The sequence below is a fragment of the Pengzhenrongella sp. genome (assembly GCF_036565025.1).
Taxonomy (GTDB): Bacteria; Actinomycetota; Actinomycetes; order Actinomycetales; family Cellulomonadaceae; genus Pengzhenrongella.
This window is the reverse complement of sequence record NZ_DATCNW010000152.1, coordinates 1-19,127: the sequence shown is the minus strand read 5'-3', so window position 1 is coordinate 19,127 and position 19,127 is coordinate 1. Positions and strand designations below refer to the sequence as shown.

At 72.0% G+C, this 19,127-nt stretch carries 9 protein-coding genes and 1 pseudogene; 7 read left to right on the top strand and 3 right to left on the bottom strand.

Translation table 11 applies throughout. The annotated features are described in order from the left end of the window. Positions 1-2,071, bottom strand: a 2,071-nt coding sequence (locus VIM26_RS08675) for a glycoside hydrolase family 2 TIM barrel-domain containing protein (RefSeq protein ID WP_331950182.1), incomplete at its 3' end; no start/stop codon positions are given. Between the two features lie 234 nt (positions 2,072-2,305). Between VIM26_RS08675 and VIM26_RS08670 the strand changes: the two genes are divergently transcribed. The 6 genes from VIM26_RS08670 (at position 2,306) to VIM26_RS08645 (ending at position 14,567) form a co-directional block, all read left to right on the top strand. Next, positions 2,306-4,531: a DUF6603 domain-containing protein gene (locus VIM26_RS08670; RefSeq protein WP_331950180.1), complete on the top strand. Its 2,226-nt coding sequence runs from the start codon at positions 2,306-2,308 to the stop codon at positions 4,529-4,531. After that, on the top strand, positions 4,531-7,095 hold the full coding sequence (locus VIM26_RS08665) for a hypothetical protein (RefSeq protein WP_331950178.1): 2,565 nt from the start codon (positions 4,531-4,533) through the stop codon (positions 7,093-7,095). The genes VIM26_RS08670 and VIM26_RS08665 overlap by 1 nt, the downstream gene beginning before the upstream one ends. Positions 7,096-7,126: 31 nt before the next feature. Beyond that, the gene (locus VIM26_RS08660) at positions 7,127-11,275 is read left to right on the top strand and encodes a hypothetical protein (RefSeq protein WP_331950176.1); all 4,149 of its coding nucleotides are present in this window, start codon (positions 7,127-7,129) and stop codon (positions 11,273-11,275) included. Next, positions 11,272-12,804 carry a hypothetical protein gene (locus VIM26_RS08655; protein ID WP_331950174.1) on the top strand — a complete coding sequence of 511 codons (1,533 nt, stop codon included), beginning with the start codon at positions 11,272-11,274 and terminating at the stop codon, positions 12,802-12,804. The genes VIM26_RS08660 and VIM26_RS08655 overlap by 4 nt, the downstream gene beginning before the upstream one ends. A 63-nt stretch (positions 12,805-12,867) precedes the next feature. Further along, positions 12,868-13,608, top strand: a complete 741-nt coding sequence (locus VIM26_RS08650) for a class I SAM-dependent methyltransferase (protein WP_331950172.1) — start codon at positions 12,868-12,870, stop codon at positions 13,606-13,608. 47 nt (positions 13,609-13,655) lie between these two features. Continuing rightward, a complete protein-coding gene (locus VIM26_RS08645) occupies positions 13,656-14,567 on the top strand; it encodes an aminoglycoside phosphotransferase family protein (protein WP_331950170.1) in 912 nt (303 codons plus the stop codon). A 651-nt stretch (positions 14,568-15,218) separates the two neighbouring features. Here VIM26_RS08645 and VIM26_RS08640 read toward each other — a convergent pair. Beyond that, positions 15,219-16,604: a GAF domain-containing serine/threonine-protein kinase gene (locus tag VIM26_RS08640; RefSeq protein WP_331950168.1), complete on the bottom strand. Its 1,386-nt coding sequence runs from the start codon at positions 16,602-16,604 to the stop codon at positions 15,219-15,221. 703 nt (positions 16,605-17,307) lie between these two features. On the opposite strand from VIM26_RS08640, the pseudogene VIM26_RS08635 reads away from it, so the two are divergent. After that, positions 17,308-17,976: pseudogene (locus tag VIM26_RS08635) on the top strand (DUF1345 domain-containing protein). Positions 17,977-18,093: 117 nt separating this feature from the next. Here the strand turns inward: VIM26_RS08635 and VIM26_RS08630 are convergent. Continuing rightward, positions 18,094-18,249: a DUF6131 family protein gene (locus VIM26_RS08630; RefSeq protein WP_331950166.1), complete on the bottom strand. Its 156-nt coding sequence runs from the start codon at positions 18,247-18,249 to the stop codon at positions 18,094-18,096. Positions 18,250-19,127 lie beyond the last annotated feature (878 nt).

Below are 19,127 nucleotides of genomic sequence, written 5' to 3'. Positions count from 1 at the left end.
CGCGGATCGTGAGCCACAGCTCCCCGCCGCGGGTCCGCGCCGCCTCGGCTGCCGCCAGGATCGCGGTCGGCAGCTCGGCGATGCCGTCCGTGCCGGCCTCGACGTCCCGGACCTGGAGGGTCCCCGCACCGACCTCGGTCCCGTCCAGCTCGAGCGTCCAGCCGAACGCGAGGTGGTCGGTGCCCAGCACCCCGTAGTGGTTGCCCACGACCAGCGCGAGGCCACCGCCGTCGTCGTCGTGCACGGCCATGCGGACCGGCTCGACGACCTTCTTGAACTCGAGCAGGGCCGGTGAGGGGGTCCGGTCGGGGAACACGAGGCCGTCGGCGACGAAGTTGCCGTCGTGCAACTCCTCGCCGAAGTCGCCGCCGTACGCGTAGAACTCCCGCTGCTCGCCGTCGGCCCCGACCGTCCGCTGCGCGACGCCGTGGTCGATCCACTCCCACACGAACCCGCCGTGCAGGCGGCCGTGCTCCTCGAACAGCTCCTGATACTCCGCGAGCCCGCCCGGGCCGTTGCCCATCGCGTGCGCGTACTCGCACTGCACGAACGGCAGGTTCCGGCGGTGCGCGTCGTTCGCGGGGTCGACCGTCGGCTCCTCGGCGCCGCGCCCGATCGCGGCAACCTCGTTGTGGTCGGCGTACATGCGGGAGTACACGTCGACGTAGGAGGAGTCCCAGTCGCCCTCGTAGTGCACGAACCGGCTCGGGTCACGGTCCTTGACCCAGCGGGCCATCGACGCGAGGTTGCGACCGTGGCCGGCCTCGTTGCCCAGGGACCAGGCGATGATGCTCGGGTGGTTCTTGTCCCGCTCGACGGTGCGCTCGATCCGGTCCAGCAGGGCCGGCTCCCAGCGCGGGTCGTCGCTCGGGTTGCCGCGCCATCCGTTCGGCTCGAAGCCGTGCGTCTCGAGGTCGCACTCGAGGAAGACCCACAGCCCGTGCTCGTCGCACAGGTGGAGGAACTCCTTGGTCGGCGGGTAGTGGCTCGTGCGCACGGCGTTGACGTTGTTGCGCTTCATGAGCAGGACGTCGGCGAGCATCGTCTCGTGGTCCAGGGTCCGACCGGTGACCGGGTGCCACTCGTGCCGGTTCACGCCGCGCAGCAGCAGGGGCCGGCCGTTGACCGTGATCCGGTCCCCGTCGATGCGCACCGTGCGGAACCCGATCCGCAGGTCGAGGCGCTCGGTGGCCGTGTGGAGGGTCGCCGCGTACAGGCGCGGAACCTCCGCGCTCCAGGGCTCGACCCCGGGCAGGTCGTGCTGCACCGCGGCGTCGACGTCGACCAGCCCGAGCTCGGGGATGCTCAGGCGGGCCGGCACGGAGGTGTCCACGACGACCCGCCCGGCGCCCGTGGCGAGGTCCCAGTCGGCGTGCACGAAGTGGTCGTCGATCCCGCCCGCCGGCCTCGCGAGCACCCGCACCGAGCGGAAGATCCCCGACAGCCACCACATGTCCTGGTCCTCGAGGTAGCTCGCGGCCGACCACTGGTGCACCCGGACGGCGAGCGTGTTCACCCCGGGCCGGAGCACGGGCGTCAGGTCGAACTCCGTGACCAGCCGGCTGCCCGTCCCGTGCCCGAGTCGCACCCCGTTGCACCACACCACAAAGGACGAGTCGACGCCCTCGAAGCGCAGCACGGTGCGTTCGGCGTCCCAGCCGTCGGTGAGTTCGAACGTGCGCCGGTACTCCCCGGTCGGGTTCGCTTGCGGGACCCGCGGCGGGTCGACCGGGAACGGATAGAGCACGTTCGTGTACGCCGGGGCGCCATAGCGGGGCGCGCCGGGGACCCCGATCATCTGCCAGCAGCTGGGCACACCGATGCGGTCCCACGCCGCGTCGTCGAGGTCGGGCGCCTCGAGTCCGACGGTCAGGTCGTGCACTCCCGCGGCGAGCCGGAACGCCCACTCGCCGTCGAGGTCGAGCACCCCGGCGTCGGAGCTCGCGGACGCGCGTGCGGCGAGGCGCCCGGATCCCGGGGACACATCCTCGATATAGGACACGTCGATGGAGGACGAGTCACTGGAGGACACATCGGCTGCGGGCTGCTCGGGGTACATCGGTGTACTCATGGCCCAACTCTCTCAACACCGGGCGCTCCCGCGCCGCACCCGTCTCAAGTGTCGGGCGCCCCGAACGGGCTCGACTGCCCCGAATGCGGGACTTCGGCTGTGCGAATCGCCCGAATGGCAGCCAAAGTCCCGCACTCGCGCCGATCGCGCGGGGGCATTCCTGTTGCCGGGACCCTGGGGCGGCAATAGGTTGCGACCTAGCTCTCGGCTCCCGACCTTCGTGAAGGACGCCCCATGGCCGGACCGGTTCGTTCCTACGCCGACGTCGTCGTAGCCGCCCTCGGCGGCCCCGGAGATCCGACCGTCGCGTCGCTGCTCACCGCCGCGGACGGCCTGGACACCGCCCTCGGCGCGCCGGCGACCCTCGATCAGGCCCTCGCGGACTGGCGCGCGGCCACCGACGCCCTGCGCGGCCGGCTCGTCGCGTACCTGCTGGGCAAGATCCCGGTCCCCGCACTGCCCCTGCTGGACCCGGGCGAGGGTTGGGGCGCTCCCGACGGAATTCGCCTGGACGCCTCGTTCGGGCCGCTCGGCCTGCACGTCGAGGCTCCCGCCCTGCGCCTGGCCGACCCGCGCGACGCCGCCGCGCCGCAGCTCGTCATCGGGCCGCTGCCGCCGAACGCGGTCAGCGCACACCTCGACGCCGGGCCGGTCGTCGGCGACGGGTCGATCGCCGTCCTGCCCGACGGCGTCGACGGCGCCCTGTCCCTGCACCTCGGGGTGATCGAGGTCGCCGCGCTCGCGAGCCTGCGCCGCGCGGGCTCGCAGCCGTCGTTCGCGACGGTGTTCGCGGCGGGTTTCACCCCCGGGATCCAGGTCGGCTTCGGCTTCCAGCTGTCCCGCATCGGCGGCGTCGTGGGCATCAACCGGAGCGTGGACGTGCCCGCGCTGGCCGCCAAGCTGCGCGACGGCAGCGCCGGGGAGGCGCTGTTCCCGCTCGATGTCGGCGACAGCGCGCGGCGAGCCCTGGTGGCCCTCGAGGCGATCCTGGTCCCTCGTGTCGGCGCCTCGGTGGCCGGTCCGACCCTGCGGCTGTCCTGGCTGGAGATCGCCGGCCAGGGCTTCTGCTCCCTGGACATCGGCGTCCTCGTCGAGCTGCCCGGGCCCCAGCGGATCGTCATCGTCGGCATCGCGCGGGCCGGCATCCCCCCGGTCCTCAAGCTGCGGGTCGACGTCGTCGGCGTCATCGACTTCGCGCAACGGCTGCTGAGCGTGGACGCGAGCCTCGTCGACAGCGGGCTGCTCGGCATCTTCACGATCTACGGCGACCTCGCCTTCCGCCAGTCGTGGGGCAGCCCGGGCTACACGGTGCTCTCGGTCGGCGGCTTCTACCCGGGCTTTCGCCCCGAACCGGCGAACATCCCGCCGCTGCGCCGGCTCGGGTTCCACCTGGACCTGCCGGTGCCGGGCATCGAAGTGCGGGCCGAGGGGTACCTCGCGGTCACGTCGAACACGGTCCAGCTCGGCGGCTACTTCGAGGCCGGGATCGAGGCGGGCGGCTGCGGCGCGCACGGTTTCCTCGCCGTCGACGCGATCGTCCAGTTCACGCCGTTCCACGTGCACGCCGAGGTCAGCGCCGGGTTCGAGGTCGAGGTCTTCGGGCTGACCTTCGGCGGCATCCGCCTGGACGGCACCCTGGACGGTCCCGGCCCGGTCACCATCTCCGGGCGCCTGACGGTCGAGACGTTCCTGCACGACTTCCACTTCCACGAGACGTTCACCTTCGGCAGCTCGGACAGTCCCCCGGCCGTCCCGCCCAACCGGGCCGCCGACCTGCTGCGGCGCGAGGAGATCCGGCCGGGCGCGCTGCACGCCGTCGGCGGCCCGGACCGGGAGGTCGTGCTCGCGCCGCTGCCGGTGCCCCCGACGCTCGCGCTCGTGCTGCCCCGCGGCGGCGTCGCCTGGCAGCAGAAACGGGTCCCGCTGACGATCCCCATCGACCGGCTCGACGGCGCGCCGCTCGGCAGCAACCAGCGGGTCACCGCCACGGTCCCGCAGCAGACCTCGGGCGTCGGCGACCTGTTCGCACCCGGGTCCTTCATCACGCTCAGCCAGGCCGAGGCGCTCAACCGCCCGGCCTTCGAGCAGCTCCCCGCCGGCGTGATCTCCGCGGGCGGCCCCGACCTGCTCGGCGCCGCGCGCCCGCAGACCACCAAGCCGCGGGTGTTCCGCAAGGTGCGCGACGAGGGGTGGGGCGACCTCGGGATCCTGGTGGGCGTCGCGCTCGAGCTGCCCGGGATCCTGATGTCGATGGTGGCCGCGCGCGACACGACCCCGGCGCTCGCCACGACGACGCCCCTGGTCACGGTGGGGACCGAGACCTGGGTCAGCACGTCCGACGGCGTGCGGCACGACAGCGCGACCGGTGCCCACCAGGCGGCCCGGGTGAGCCCGGACCCGCGCGCGTTCGCCGTCGCCGAACCCGACCTCGTGTCCGCCGTGAGCCTGGCGGGCCTCTGATGAACGACTTCGTCGCGTGGCAGCGGCCCGCGGTGTACGCCCTGGCCACCGATCCCCCGACGTCCGCCCGGCTCGCCGCCGACCTGCCGATCACCCTGCACGACGACGACGGCGACCTGGCGCCCGCGCCCGCGTCCTTCCTGCTCGCCGGTCCGGGCGACGTGGCCAACCTCGCGGGCGGGCAGATCACCGGCCGCCGCCCGCATCCCGGCTGCATCGACGCCGAGGCGACGATGATGGCCCACGTCGAGCTCGCGACGCCCGACCTGCCCTGGCGGTACTCGCCGCAGCCGCAGGCCGCGGGCCTCGTGGCGGTCCGCCCCTGGCTGGTCCTCGTGGTCGGCACCCCCGCCGAGGTGACCCGGCTGGCCGACGGCCGGGTCCGGCTGACCTCGGGCGAACAGTTCGAGGGCAAGACCCTGTTCGACTGGCACCCGCTGACCGACGCGCACCGGTGGGCGCACGTGCACACGATCGTCGACCACTCGCCGTTCTCTCGGATCATCAGCCCGCGCAAGCTCGACACCGGCCAGGACTACGTGGCCGCGCTCGTCCCCTGCTGGCGGGCCGTGCTCAACCCCGATGGCACCAGCACCCTCGCCGACTCGTGGCCGGGCGGCGCCGGGACCGTGACGCTGACGTGCTTCGACAGCTGGGGCTTTCGCACCACGACCGAGCAGGGCGACTTCGCGTCGATCGCGCAGCGGCTCGAGCCGCTCAGCGACGACGACCAGACCCTGCTCGCCGAGAAGCAGTTCGGCCGGGCGCGGGTGACGATCGGCCCGGTGCCCGGCACGGTCCTCGCCGCCGGAGCGGCGCTGACGGTCGTGCCCAAGGACGGCGAGCCGCCGGTCGCCGACCCCCTCCCCGCGGACGTCGCCGCCACGATCGAGGCGCTCGCCAGCGACCTCACCGACGCCGGCCGGTGGGTGCTCACGGTCCCCCGCTACGACGTCCCCTGGCACCCCGGGCCGGTCGAGGGCGAGGACTGGCAGTGGCCGCCGCCGGGCGACGACGTCGTGCCGGACGGGTGGCGCCGCGAGATGCGGGCCGACCCCCGCCACCGTGGCGCGGCCGGCCTGGGCGCCTGGGTCGCGATCGCCTGGCAGGACCGGATCGCCGACGGCGCCGCCCGGCAGGCAGCCGCGGTGGCCGCCGCCGCCCAGCGGATCCGGCACCTCACCCTCGGCCTGCGCGCGGCGCGCAGCCTGTGGAACCGGCGCGTCCCGACCGACTCCCTCGCCCGGCTCGCTACCCTCGCGCCGCTGCTCGGGCGGATGCCGGTCGACGGCGCCGGCAGCGCGCTGGGTACGCTCGCCGACCGGACCCCGGCGCTGGCCCCCGCCCTGTTCAGCAGCGCGGCCCGGCGGATGCTGCGGCGGCGCGGGCCGCTCGCGCGGGCCGCGCAGCCCGGCGCGACCTCGCTGCCCGGACTGATCGTCGCAGCGAACCGCTGCCCCGACCCGCAGAAGCTGTCCGACGGCGAGCACCGGATCCTGCGGGCGCTGGCCGACCCGGGCTCCGTCGAGCACCTCGCGGGAGCGTTGCGCGAGCGGGCGGACGAGGTCCTCACGCAGTTCTACGACAACGCCGACACCGCGGGGCCGGTCGCGCAGACCCTGCGCGAGGACCCCCATGTCCTGCTCGACCTGCTCGACGCCGTCCGCGGCGAGCCCCCCGTCTCGTCCTGCTCACCGCTGGCGGACCTCGGGGCGTTCGCGGACTCGGTCGCCAAGGGGATCGACCCGACGGTCGCCCGCCCGGTCGTCGTCGCGCGAGTGCTCGGGACCATCGGCGGGCTGCGCGCACCGTTCCTGGCCGAGCCCGACGTGTCCCCCGAGATCGACATCCCGCTGTGGAAGTTCCTGTCGGACAACTCCCCCGACTGGCTGCTGCCCGGGTCCGGGGACATCCCGCCGGACCGGGTGCTCGCGGTGGCGACCAACCCGCCGTTCGTGGACGCCGTGCTGCTCGGGGCGAATGTGCAGACGCTCGGGGAGCTGCGCTGGCGCAACCTGCCGATCACGACCCGCTGGACGCCGTTGCGCAGGTTCTGGCAGCGGGTCAACGTCGCGGCGGGCGGGGTCGCGACCGACATCCGGCCGGTCGTCGCGCTGAACACCGACCTCCCGCTGTGGCCGGACGCCTCGCCGCTGGGTGACCTCACCCACCTGGCCGACCCGAGCCACGGCGCGAACCTCGTCGTCGTGCTGCACACCGAGCTGTTCCGGCGGTATCCCGCGACCCTCGTCTACCTGGTCAAGAACGCCGGCGGCGCGACGCCGTGGGCCGGCGTCCCGGAGGTCGACACGGGCCCCAACCCCGGCAACCCGCCCCCGCACCGGGACTACCCCTCGTTCAGCGGGACCCTCACCCCCGACCTGGTGTTCTTCGGGTTCGGCGTGCCGCCATCGGCCGGGCTGGACCACTGGCTGGTGCTCGAGGAGCCGCCGCCGGGCTACCGGTTCGCGTACACGCCCGGGGACGCGTCCCCCGAGGGCGCGACGTTCGCCGAGCACACCTTCGACCCGCCCGTCCGCGTCTTTCTAGGGAACCTGCTGTGACCACGAAAGCACCGCCTCTCGGGATGACGTCATGACAGCACGACGCGACGAGCGCGAGACGGCGCGGCGGGCCCGCGCCGTCGGCCTGCAACGGGCCGCCAAGGCGGCCGCCGACCTGGCCGCGATCCCCGGCTGGCTGCTGGTCGGGGATCCGGGCCGGCTGGACGACGCCGGGCTGCGCGCCCAGGCCGAGTCCGCGGTCGCCCTGCGCGCGGGGCTCGACGAGATCCACCGCGGGGTCGCGGCGCTCGACGCCGAGCTGGACGCCCTCGACGGGAAGCGCAAGGAGAGCATCTTCCTCTTCCTCGAGTGGTCGAGCTGGCTCGAGTCCCTCGCGGACGCGCAGAGCCTGCTGGACCAGCTCAGCCCCGACCCGCGCCGGCTCTTCGCCGGTCCGGTGCCGGCGATGACCCTCGCCACGGCCCAGCGCATCCTCGACGTGATCGCCGCGAACGGCGGCCACGTCGGGGACGGCCAGACGTTCGTGCAGAACGCGGCGCTGGCCGACGACGACGTGTTCGACCTCGACCAGACGGCCCGCCTGCGCCTGGACCCCCTGGTCGACGGGCACCTGATCGGCGTGCTGCTGCCGATGCGGCTGGAGACCCGGTACCGGCGCCCGCAGAACGAGGGCGACCCGTGGCGGCTGCGGGTGCGCGTGCACCCCGACCCGGTCGCTCTCGCCGGTCCACCGCTGCCGGCCTCGCAGCAGGAGGCCGAGCGGGTGGCGCAGTGCTGGGGGTACGCGGCCGGCGACCTCACGACCGACGAGGGTGCCGCGGCGTTCACCTCGCTCGCGGGCGCCGTCGGCGGTGCGCGGGCGGCGTACCTGCTGCGCGAGGTGCCGGTCATCCCGGACGGCGACGGCTTCGCGCTGACCCGGGCGTACGACGACCAGGGCCGCGGGATCGACTACCGGGCTGCCCTGCCCGAGGTCCTGCAGCTCTGGGGCGACGCAGGCGCCGGGCTCACGCTGCTCGGCGAGCTGCACCCGAACCTGGTCAGCCTCGCCGCCCAGGGCGACCTCGGCACCGCGATGGCGGACCTGACGCCCGAGAAGGTCCCCGAGCTGTGGTGGACGTCGTACGCGGCCGCGGTCGACGTCGGGCTGGCCACCGAGGTGGAGCTGCCCGACGGGCCGCACCTCGACGTCCTGCTCGTCACCGGCCTCGCGGACACCGACCCGCGCGCGGTGTTCGAGGCCCACGCCGGCAACGGCACGCTCGGCCTCGTGCCGCCGATGACGCGGACCAACACGGTCGCGGGCGAGCCCACCGCCGACGTCGGCCGCGACCCGGCGCGCTGGCTGGCGGTCGCGCGCGCGACCGGGAGCGGTACCGCGAACGGCCTCGCCGGCGTGCTCACGCACCTGCCGCGCCTGGACGGCGTCGGCGCGGTCGACACGAGCCTGCTCGAGGTGGTCCCGCACCTGGTCACCGCCCTGTGGCCGGTGCTGTGGCAGCGCTGGCTGAAGGACGTCGAGAACTCCGCCGAGACCCCCCAACTGGGCGACTGGGCGGCGCGGAACCTGTCCCCGCTGGGTTCCTGGCCCGCACTGCGGGTCGGGGACGTGCCGTACGGCGTGCTGCCCGCGGTCGACCTCGCCAACTGGCGCCCGGCGCCGCTGGACGCCGTGTTCGAGGAGGGCGTCACCTTCATCCTCGGCCGGGTCCTGCGGGACTGGTCGGCGGCGGCGTCGGCCGGCGGGACCGCCGCGGGCGCGAGCGCCGACCGGCTGCTGGACATCATCGGGCGGGTCCCCACGAGCCGCCGGCTGGGCTCGCGCTCCTTCCTGCCGCTCGAGGTCGTGGCGCTGCTCGGCGCGGCGATCAACGGCACGAACCCGCGGGACACCATCGCGAGCTGGGAGGCGATGGCCGCGCCGTCCCTCGAGCAGGAACCCCCACCCGGGCGCCGCTACGAGGCGTTCGGCTACGTGCAGCCGGGCGTGACCGGGCGGGGCAGCCCGCGCGAGCTGCTCAACGGGTACCTCAAGAAGCGCTGGGAGGACCTGGCGAACCTCCGCGACGAGGAGAAGGACGATCCGCCGCTACTGGTTCGGCTGATCCGGCACTCGCTGCTGCTCACCCAGGCGGAGGTATCCAGGCTCGCTCCCGACCCCTGGGCGACGTGGACGCGTCGGTACCTGCTGCCACTCACCAATGCCCAGCAGCTCGCGAACGACGCGTCGATCGGTGACGTGGTGGCCAAGCTGCCGCAGTACGCGCAGGACCGGCTCGACGCGGAGAATCCCCCGAACCGCGACGCGTTGGCGATCGTCCGCCAGTTCCGGGACGTGCGGGCGGCCGTGCGCGAGCTCGCGGCGCGCGACGAGGCCCTGCTGGAGGGCGGGGCGCTCGGACCGGCAGTCGCCGCGGTGGTCGACACGTCCAGCCACCGGATCGACCCCTGGGTGACGGCGGTCGGCACGCGGCGGCTGCGCCGGCTGATCGCGCGCGGCGTGCCGCGCCGGCTCGGGGCGTACGGCTGGGTCGACGACCTGGACCCGGCGCTCGACCCGACCCCGCCCACCTCCGCCGGTCTGCTGCACGCGCCCGGCAACGCGCAGGGGATCGCCGCCGCCGTGCTGCGCGACCACGCCGTGCACGACGACGACGCGCGCTGGGCGATCACCGCGCGCTCGGACCTGGTGCGCCTCGCGGCCCGGCTCGGCGCGGACGTGCGCCTCGGGGTGCACGTGAGCGAGGCGCTCGGCCGCGAGATCGAGCGCCGCGCGGGCGATCCGGCCGCGGTCCTGGAGCTTCGGCGCAACTTCCCGGCCCGCCCGGAATGGGCCGGGCGGCGGGTCTGCGACGGCCAGCACGTGCTCGACGCCGCCCCGGCATCGGTTCCGGCGAGCGTCGGCAGCCTGGACGACCTGCGCCAGGTGGTGGACACCTACGGCGACCTGCTGGTGGCCGACGCGGTGCACGACGTCGTCTCGGGCCGGGCCGCCGCCGCCCAGGAATCGATGGAGGCCGCCGCCGGGCTCGGGGCCCCGCCCGAGCTGCGGGTGCTGCGCACGCAGCGGCAGGGGTTCTCGACCCGCACGACCGTCCTGGTCGCGCTGCCCGCGCCGGTGCCCGACCCGGCGTCGCCGGCCACGGTCGCCGACCCCTCGCTCGGCGCGCTGCTCGAGGCCGAGACCGGTCCCGCGTCGGACTGGACCTGGACGCTCGACGGGTCATCGGTGACGTTGGCGGACCTCGCGCTGGCGGTCCCGGATGTGGTGCTGGTGCCGCAGGCGCGCCTGGACACCCTCGCGTCCGCGGCGCTCGGCGGTCCGGCCACGGGCGGGACCGCGGGCGACCGGCGGCGCGCGCTGGACCGGTTGTGCTCGCTGCTCGACGTCCAGCGCGGCCTGCCGGACGTCGCCGGGGACGCCCAGGCCGCCGAGGCCGAGCTGCGCGGCCGGCTCGCGAGCCTGCGGGCGCTCGCCGCGGACGTGCTCGCGGGGCTGTCGGCGGAACCTCCGGTCACCGGGCCCGCCCTCGCCTGGGGCCTGCCGGACGACGGCGCCGCCGAGGTGCTCGCCGCCCGGATCGAGGCCGCCGGGGATCCGGGGACCGACGCCGGCGCCGATGCGGCGACGCTGGGGATGCGGATCCACGCGCTGCTCGTCCCGGCGTCAGGCCTGCCGCTGGTGTGCACCGGCGCTCTGCCTCCGGTGACGCTCGCGCCGAACCTGGACCGGGACTGGCTCGAGGTGGTCGCCGCGGTGCGGCCCGCCGTCGCGCGCCTGGAGGCGCACCAGGTGCTGACCGCGTGGCCGGCCGCGGCGAGCGACCCGGCCAGGCTCTGGTCGGTCCCGGCGGGCTCGGAGCGCCACGTGGTCGTCTACGGTCCGACCGCCGGCGGGCCGGCCGGCGGCCCGGTGGGGATCGCGGTGCTCGACGACTGGGCCGAGACCGTGCCCAGCGCCCGGCACACCACGCACGCCTCGTTCGGTTTCGACGCCCCGCGGGCCCGCGCCCAGCAGGCCGTGCTGCTCGCGGTGCCGCCCGACGAGCGGTTCGCAATCACCACGGACTCGCTGCCCGCCATCGTGCTGTCGACCCGCGAGCTGGCCCGGGCGCGGATGGCCCAGCCGGATGAGCTGGGCGCCTGGTCGCTGGCCGTGCCGACGTCGATGGTGCTCGCCGCGGGGCCCGCCGGCAGCGACCTGGAGGAGAGGCGATGAGCATCTGGGAGCACTACCGGCGCCTGGAGCCGATGCCGCCGTACACCGACACCCAGCGCGGTTTCGCCGCCGAGGTCGCCGACCCGCTGTGGATGCTCGGGCGGCAGTGGCAGGTCGGCGAGCACGCCGGGGAGGACGCGTCATCGCCAGTCCTGGTCGAACTGCAGGTCGCGCACACCCCGCTCGAGCCGGTCGCCGGGCTCGACCCGACGGTCGTCCCTGCGGAGGCCCTGCTCGAGGGGGCGACCGAGGACTGGTGGACGATCGGGCGCCGGGTCCGCGTCGGCCGAGCGGTCGACGGCACGCTGACGCCCGCCCAGCGCGCGGACTGCGCCTTCGGTGAGCTGCCGGCGCCGTACGGCGCGAGCCTGGTGGGGTCCACCGACGGCATGGTGGCGTGGCGCAGCGGGCTCGTCCCGGACGGCGACCCGTCGGTGCTCGGGCTCGCCGCCCGGCCGGACTTCTGGCAGACCGAGACCCTCACCTACGAGGCGGAGGTCCCCGTCGGGGGGACCGTGCTCACCGTCTCGGGGCACGACGGCGGCGACGTGGACTGGTTCACCGCGGACGCGTCGGGCCCGCTGCCCGCACCGGCGTTCACGACGCGCCAGGTGCTGCCGCAGCGGCTGCAGTACCCGGGCGCCCCGGCTCCGCGGTGGTGGCAGATCGAGGACGCGGCGGTCGACATCGGCGGGTTCCCGCCCGACCGGTCGCACCTGGCCACCGCCCTGCTGATCGAGCTGATCTGCGACCACGCCAACGACTGGTTCACGATCCCCATCCCCTCCCCTGCGCCCGGTGCGGCGGGCGAGGACCCGCCGCCGAGCTCCGGGGTGGTGGTGAGTCTGGCCAAGGTGCGGGTCAAGGACGGCTTCGACGACTGGTGGGACCTGACCATCCCGCCGGGTGACGAGGATCCGCCTGCCGGGCCGGACGAGGCGCCCGGTCCGTGGTCGCTGTTCCGAACCCGAGGGCTGGACCGGTCCTCGCTCGTGGTGTGGCCTGCCGCGACCACTCCCCTGTCCGGGCCCGCGCTCGACGACGTGCTGCTCGGGGTCGACGAGGACGCGAACGTCATGTGGGCCGTCGAGCTGCGGGCCGACGGGCTCGACCTCGAGCTCTCCGCCGACGCGAGTCTCGCGCTGGAGGAGACCCGTCGCACGAAGACCCGACGGTTCACCTACGAGCCGTCGACCACGCTGCCCGAGCACTGGCACCCGTACCGGATCGAGACCCGGCCGGCCCCGGCGCGCCGGGTGTTCGTGCAGGGGCTGGTCGCCGACCTGAGCCAGAGCCCGCCCGTGCCGCGCGCGGGCCCGGTCTCCGAGCTGCTCGGAGCCGGCGCGGGCCACGAGCTGGCGGCGACCGCCGTCCCGAACCAGGGACTTCGCCTCGAGCGCCGCTACGCGCTCGCGCGCGGCACCGACGGCAGCCCCGTCCTGTGGCGCCAGCGCCGCCGCCTGCCGCTCCTGGCGGGCCCGGTGTCCCACCTCCGCTTCGACCTGCTCAAGGAGGAGCCCCTCCCCTGACCATGGCTCATGGCGTCGCAGGCGGTGCCGGTCGGGCAAGAGCCGGCGTGGCACTCTTCAGCGATGACGTCAGAGGCACGCCGAGGAGGCCGCTCACGCCGTCTGCCGACAGACGAGTTCGTGCGGGCCAGGCGAGAGACCATCCGGTACCACGAGACGCTCTACAGGAACGCGAGCCTCGGAACCCGCGGCAGCTGGCTTGCACAGCCGCATCCGCTGGTCATGGACAGCCTGGGTCTCGTCACGCATCCCGTCCACGCATACGACCTCGGGGCCGGTGTGGGGCGACACACCCTGCCGATCGTCGCCGGCCTGCCCACGGGATCGCGGGTGACCGCTGTTGACCTCCTCCCCAGCGCCCTGGCGCGCCTCGTCGAGAACGCCGCTGCGGCCGGCGTGTCCGATCACGTCGAGACGGTCAACGCCGACCTTGAGTCGTGGGCATTTCCCGCCGACGATGCCGGGCTCATCATCGCCTTCAGTGCCTTGGAGCACGTCAGTTCCCTCGACGCGTTTGGCGCGATACTCGATCGGTGCCGTGCCGCAACCATCCCCGGTGGCGTCAACGTGATCGGGATCGTCGCGGACCGTGAAGAAGTCAGCTCATCCGGTGCGAGGCGGGCCGCCGTGATCGAGCTACCTCTCAGTGGCGAACAAGCGCTCAGTGTCCTCCGCCGGTGTTTCAGCGGCTGGGAGATCCGTGTCGACGAAACGATCCCGGTCGCCGTTACTGAAGAGCGCAACGGCGCGCTACACGAACTACGATCCGCACTGGTCAAATTCGTCGCTCAGGCACCGCACTGAGGATCAGCTCAAACACCACGCCGGCTTCACCGTGAGAGACTTGGAATATGGTGCAATTGCACGACAATGAAATTCATGTCGACGAGGGCGTCGTGCGGGCGCTATTGCGCTCCCAGTGCCCCGACTGGGCGGACCTTCCCTTAGCCAGAGCTGGTGAGGGAACGGACAACACGATGTACCGCCTAGGCCACGACCTGTTGGTCCGCCTTCCCAGAACACCTGACACGGCACGTTCGATCCGCAAGGAGCAGCAGTGGCTCCCGAGGCTGGCACCCCACCTCGACTGCATGATCCCTGACCCGGTTCACGCTGGGTCACCGACGCCTGCCTACCCGCTGCCCTGGTCGATCTATCGCTGGATCGACGGGGCCGAACCGGGTTCCGTGACCGTCACGGACTGGTCGATCTTCGGGGCAGATCTGGCGAGATCCGTGCGGCAGCTTCATCAGATCGACCTGATGGGTGGCTCAGGTACCGGTGATCTCGCATGGTACCGAGGCGCCAGCCTGCATGACTGCGCTGACTGGGTATCCACGTCGTTCGAGCAATGCCACCGCCTCGTGGACGCCGACGTGGACCTCTCTACGCTGGAACGCTTGTGGCACGACGCACTTGCCCTGCCGGACTCGACTGCCCCCCACGTGTGGCTGCACGGCGATCTAAAACCCACGAACCTCCTGGTGCGAGGGGGCAGGTTCCACGCCATGATCGACTTCGGATGTCTCTCAATTGGGTACCCTGACGCCGAGCACTCCACGATTTGGGACTTGCCTGCCGCCGCACGGGAGGCTTACTGGTGCGAGCTCGACATCGACGAGCCGACGTGGCTGCGTGCCCGCGCATGGGCCGTGATGGTGGCCGTGAGCGGTATTTCTTACTATCGGGAAACCCTTCCCGCGTACGTCGCCGAATGCCTGGCGCGCCTGGGTGAGATTGTGAACGACGCTCATAGTCACTGAGTGCCTCGATCAAGCGCTCGAGACATAGAGCAGATACTGCTGCACGTGCCCACTCGTGTAGGGCGCCACGGTGGGTGACCATGAGCGTGGTCGTTGGCGTCGTTGACGGTGAGGATGAGCGGGCAGAGTCTCAGCTGGGTTGGCCCATCTTGTCGCGTCAAGACCGTGACGATGAGGGCGGGCGGGGTCTGTCTGGGCAGGTCGCGGGTCTGAGTCGGGTCGAGTGGCGTGGTCACGGTGACGGGGCGCTCGATGGGATCTGGTCACCGTCTGAGGGGTTGCGGGCCGGGGTTGCTGGTGGGCAGGCTGCAACACGAACCCGACTCTTGCCGCAGGTTGAGGTCGGCGGGCAGGCTCGGTCCCGTGACGGAAGCTGGTAGTCGTGCTCCACGTGATCGACCACGATGCGGCCCGAGCCGCGATGCGCGGGGCTCCTGGCCTGCCCGGAACCGGACTGTCCGGGAAGGCTGCGGATCTGGACCCGGGCTCGAGCTCGGTGGGTGCGCGTAGCCGGCGGGCAGGTGCTGGTGGGGGTGCTGTCTTTGGGCCGTTTCACCCGGTGACCCACGTTCTGCAAACCATCATGGCCACACCGCTGGGACCGCAGTCCTGCGTTGCGGTCCTACGGGTAGTCCGCGCGTCTGGCCGCGTCTATGGGGCGTGCCGGTTCTCGCGCCGGAGCTCCAGGTCGTTCATGACGATGGCCGCGAGGTCTTCGAGGGTCTTGACGTCGGCGGTGTCGAGCTTGCGCGGCTCGCGGTCCAGGACGCAAAGGGTCCCCAGGTTGAAGCCGTCACGGGTGCGCAGCGGGATGCCTGCGTAGAACCGAAGCCCGAACTCGCCCGCTACCAACGGGTTCGACAGCGCACGTACGTCGACTGCCGCGTCCTCGATGATCCATGGGCCATCGTGCAGGATGGCCGAGGCACACAGCCCCGCGTCGCGATCGAGCTGGTCGATTTCGAGCCCATGGTGGGACTTGAACCAGATGCGGTCGTGATCGACCACGCTCACGATCGCGATCGGCACGGAGAAGAGCCGGGCGGCAAGCGCAGTGATCCGGTCGAAGGCACCGTCCGGCGGGCTGTCCAGGATGTCGTACCGGTGCACCGCAGCCATCCTCGCGGGCTCGTTCTCCGGGATGATCGACTGGGTGGCGCGGCGACGTCCCTTGCCCTCGGCGGTGATCTCCCGCAGGACCAGGGCGGTCTCGCTCGCGGTGGGCCGGGCGCTGGGTTCGGTCGCCGTCATCGCCTCGAGCAGCCTGGTCAATTGGGGGTCGACCCCGGTGGGGAGGGCCGGGCCGTGCATCAGCCGCGCGAGCGCACTCTGCAAGGGCGCCCCCGGATAGGCCACGATCCCAGTGAGGCACTCAATCAGGACGAGACCGAGGGAGTAGATGTCGCTCGGTGGGCCGAGCGGCTCCCCCCTTGCCTGCTCTGGGCTGACGTAGGCCGCCGTACCGGAAAGGCCGCTGTCATCGTCAGCGGTGGTCGGGCCTTTCATGACCATCGCTATCCCGAAGTCGGTGAGCTTGGCCCGCACCCGGTCGGTGTCGTTGGCGTAGTCGAACATCATGATGTTCGACGGTTTGATGTCGCGGTGGACCACGCCGTGGTCGTGGACGTAGTCGAGACCTTCTGCGATGTCGATCCCGATCTGTCCGACGTCGCGGGGGGTCATCGCCCCTTCGGAGAGCCGGCTTCGCAGATCGGCGCCATCGATGAGCTCCATGACGAGGTAGATCCGCGGCCTATCCGGGTCCGACAGGTCGGTACCCGCGTCGAGGAGGGTCACGACGTTCTGGTGGTTCAGGTCAGTCAGGAGCCTTACCTCGTCGTCGGGGTGCACCTCGCCTTCGTCCGCTGTCGACGTCGACCGCGACGTCGCCAGAATCTTGACCGCGACGTCCCGACCGAGCGATTCGTCCCGAGCTCGATGGACAGTTCCCATCGCGCCTCGTCCGATCTGCTCACCGAGGCGATACCGCCCGCCCAGAACGTCGTCCGTTGCCGGGCCCGCTCCCGTTTCCGACACGTGCTGCCGCTTTCTCGATTGAGCACTGGCAAGAGGAGGATCTGAGGGCAAGGGTTGTGCTGGTCGTCCTGGTCGCCGCGGCGGATGAGGGTGAGCGACCGGTGCAGGGCGGTCACCACGGTGCCGGTGATCAGCAGGTCCGGGTGCGACGTGACGTCGGGTGGTGGGTGTGCGCGGAGCGTGGCAGTCGCAAACGCGCCCTTGAGCGCAACCCGAACGCGAGCGTGCCGCACTCCGCGGTACGCCCAGCTCAACGAGGCGAGGCCCAGACTGACCATGTCCCACTCGGAATCGTGACGGCCCCCTACCCCAGTATTATCAGTGGGCCTGGGGGCACCTCTCGCACACGGGGTGAAATGACCACCGTGGCCCACGAATGAGGCACACGTCGACAACCCAAGCTGCGGCGTCGCAGCACTGGAAGCACCTCGGCCACGACGACACTTGATACAGTCGTTGCACACGTTTGACCCGTCGTCGAATCAGGCGGCGCACGCGAATCGCTCCTCCGGACCTAGCGCTCCCTGTGGCGGTTGTCGATCGCGACTCCGGCTCGTCGCGGCGCTGCGGTAGCAGTCCGTGCGGCCCCCGCGTCAGCAGTCCGTGCACCACCGGCGTCGGGTTTCGAGCGGACGCTGTCGCGGAGGCATCCGTCAGGGTCTTCACTCCGGTCGGGACCGGCCTGCGCTGCCAGGATGGGGCCATGATCGCGCACCCGGCTGGAGATTCTGTTTCAAGGGCCCGCTCAGCCTCGGCCCGCACCAAGTTCCTGGTGTCACTGCTTGCGGCCGGCGCCGGCGCGGCGGTCGCGTGGGCATCGGGAGCGGGCCGCGCCGCGCCCCTGATCGGCTGGGACGTTCTTGCTGTGGTGTTCTGCGCCTGGACTTGGATCGTCGTGTGGCGTCTTGATGCCCGGGAAACTGCCCGTCATGCCCAGCTGGCGAGCCCGGGGCGCGACCTCGCCGACGTCGTGCTCGTCGGGGCTGCGACCGCCAGCCTCGTCGCCGTCGGTGTGGTGCTCTTCGGTGCCGGGCACGCAGCCGGAAACGGCAAGTACCTGCAGGCCACTCTCGCCGTCGTCTCCGTGTTGGTGTCCTGGACGATGGTCCACACGGTGTTCACCGCGAAGTACGCGCGCCTGTACTACTCGGGCCGGCCCGGCGGCATCGACTTCAACGAAACCGAACCACCGGACTACCGTGACTTCGCCTACCTGGCCTTCACTGTCGGCGTGACCTTCTAGGTGTCGGACACGAACATCCAGTCGAAGCAGATCCGGCGCACGGCGCTCAGGCACGCATTGCTCTCGTTCCCGCTGGGAACGGTCATCATCGCCGCGGCGATCAACCTGGTCGCCGGACTCGCGGCATGACCGCCCGTGAGCCGAGTTCGCGGCCGTTTCTCAGGACGTCTCCGTCGGATCTGCACGGCTGAGGTACGTCCATCAGGGTTATCTGATATATGACGACTCAAGCCGCGCGTCGCCAACTCACCAGTAGTGGCGTCGACCACCGACGGCGCGCCCCACGCTGCCGAGGACCAACAGAACGAGTCCGACGACGACCAAGATGATACCGATCGTCTCGAGGATCGGAATGGCCGCGAAATATCCGATAATAAACAGGATGATGCCGAAGATAATCACGAAGTCTCCCTGGTTGGTCGTGGGTCCCATGATGGTCGACAGCTAGGTGCCGCTTTGAGTCGAGCAGCGACGGTATTGCGATTGGTATCACCAATCGTCTCGAGAACTAGTTCAAGTGAACGCCAGAAATAGAGGAGTGTCAAATGAGTCCCACCCTTGTCTCCGGTCTCTGAGCGGGGGCTGTCTTCGTGCGCCTGGCGAGGGCCGGAACGTGAGCGCGGAGGTGCATCATGGCGTCATGCGGGCCTGGATCTCACGTGAGGTTCACCGGCGCAGCACGACACGGCGCAACGCGTTGTCGTGGGTCCAGCGCGTCAACGCGGCCGACGTCGCCGGGTGCCCGACCGCATGGGTGCGCCTCTGGTTCCGCGCACCGTGGATCGACCCGCATGCCGCCGTTTGGATGTGGCAGCACGGTGGTTGGGATCGCGCCTCCTACCGGGGCCCAGGTGACTTGTCGGGCGACCGAGAACCTCGCCGTCCGGAACCGCGACATCCGGCCTCGATCCTCAGGCTCGACCTGGCTTCGGACGAGCTCGGCCGCGGGTATTCGGCCCATCGCCAGGCCGTCTGAGTTGATCGAAAGATAGGGGATCGAGTACCTGGAGGTCATCGGAGCGCGCCACTTTCGCTTCGAAGCAAGCAACGACAAATGGGAACATTCGCGTGACCTCGTCGGTGTTGAATTGATGGTCGAAGTCTCTCGAGCCCAGTCCCGCGGCAGCTGGACGGGTCCGGTCCCAATGGTCGTAACTTAGGACCCCCTGCCAGTCGCCCCCGAGCGGGGATCCTCCTCTGGATCCCGCCTGCGTGGACCTCAAGTTACGTCCATTGCGTGCGGGCCCGCCCCGAGCGGGAGCGATCCAGTTTTGGGAAGG

What these genes read in the sequence shown, in the direction of transcription:
- VIM26_RS08670 (WP_331950180.1), top strand. Translation starts at nt 2,306, where the DNA reads ATGGCCGGACCGGTTCGTTCCTACGCCGACGTCGTCGTAGCCGCCCTC.
- VIM26_RS08665 (WP_331950178.1), top strand. Translation starts at nt 4,531, where the DNA reads ATGAACGACTTCGTCGCGTGGCAGCGGCCCGCGGTGTACGCCCTGGCC.
- VIM26_RS08660 (WP_331950176.1), top strand. Translation starts at nt 7,127, where the DNA reads ATGACAGCACGACGCGACGAGCGCGAGACGGCGCGGCGGGCCCGCGCC.
- VIM26_RS08650 (WP_331950172.1), top strand. Translation starts at nt 12,868, where the DNA reads ATGACGTCAGAGGCACGCCGAGGAGGCCGCTCACGCCGTCTGCCGACA.
- VIM26_RS08645 (WP_331950170.1), top strand. Translation starts at nt 13,656, where the DNA reads ATGGTGCAATTGCACGACAATGAAATTCATGTCGACGAGGGCGTCGTG.
- VIM26_RS08655 (WP_331950174.1), top strand. Translation starts at nt 11,272, where the DNA reads ATGAGCATCTGGGAGCACTACCGGCGCCTGGAGCCGATGCCGCCGTAC.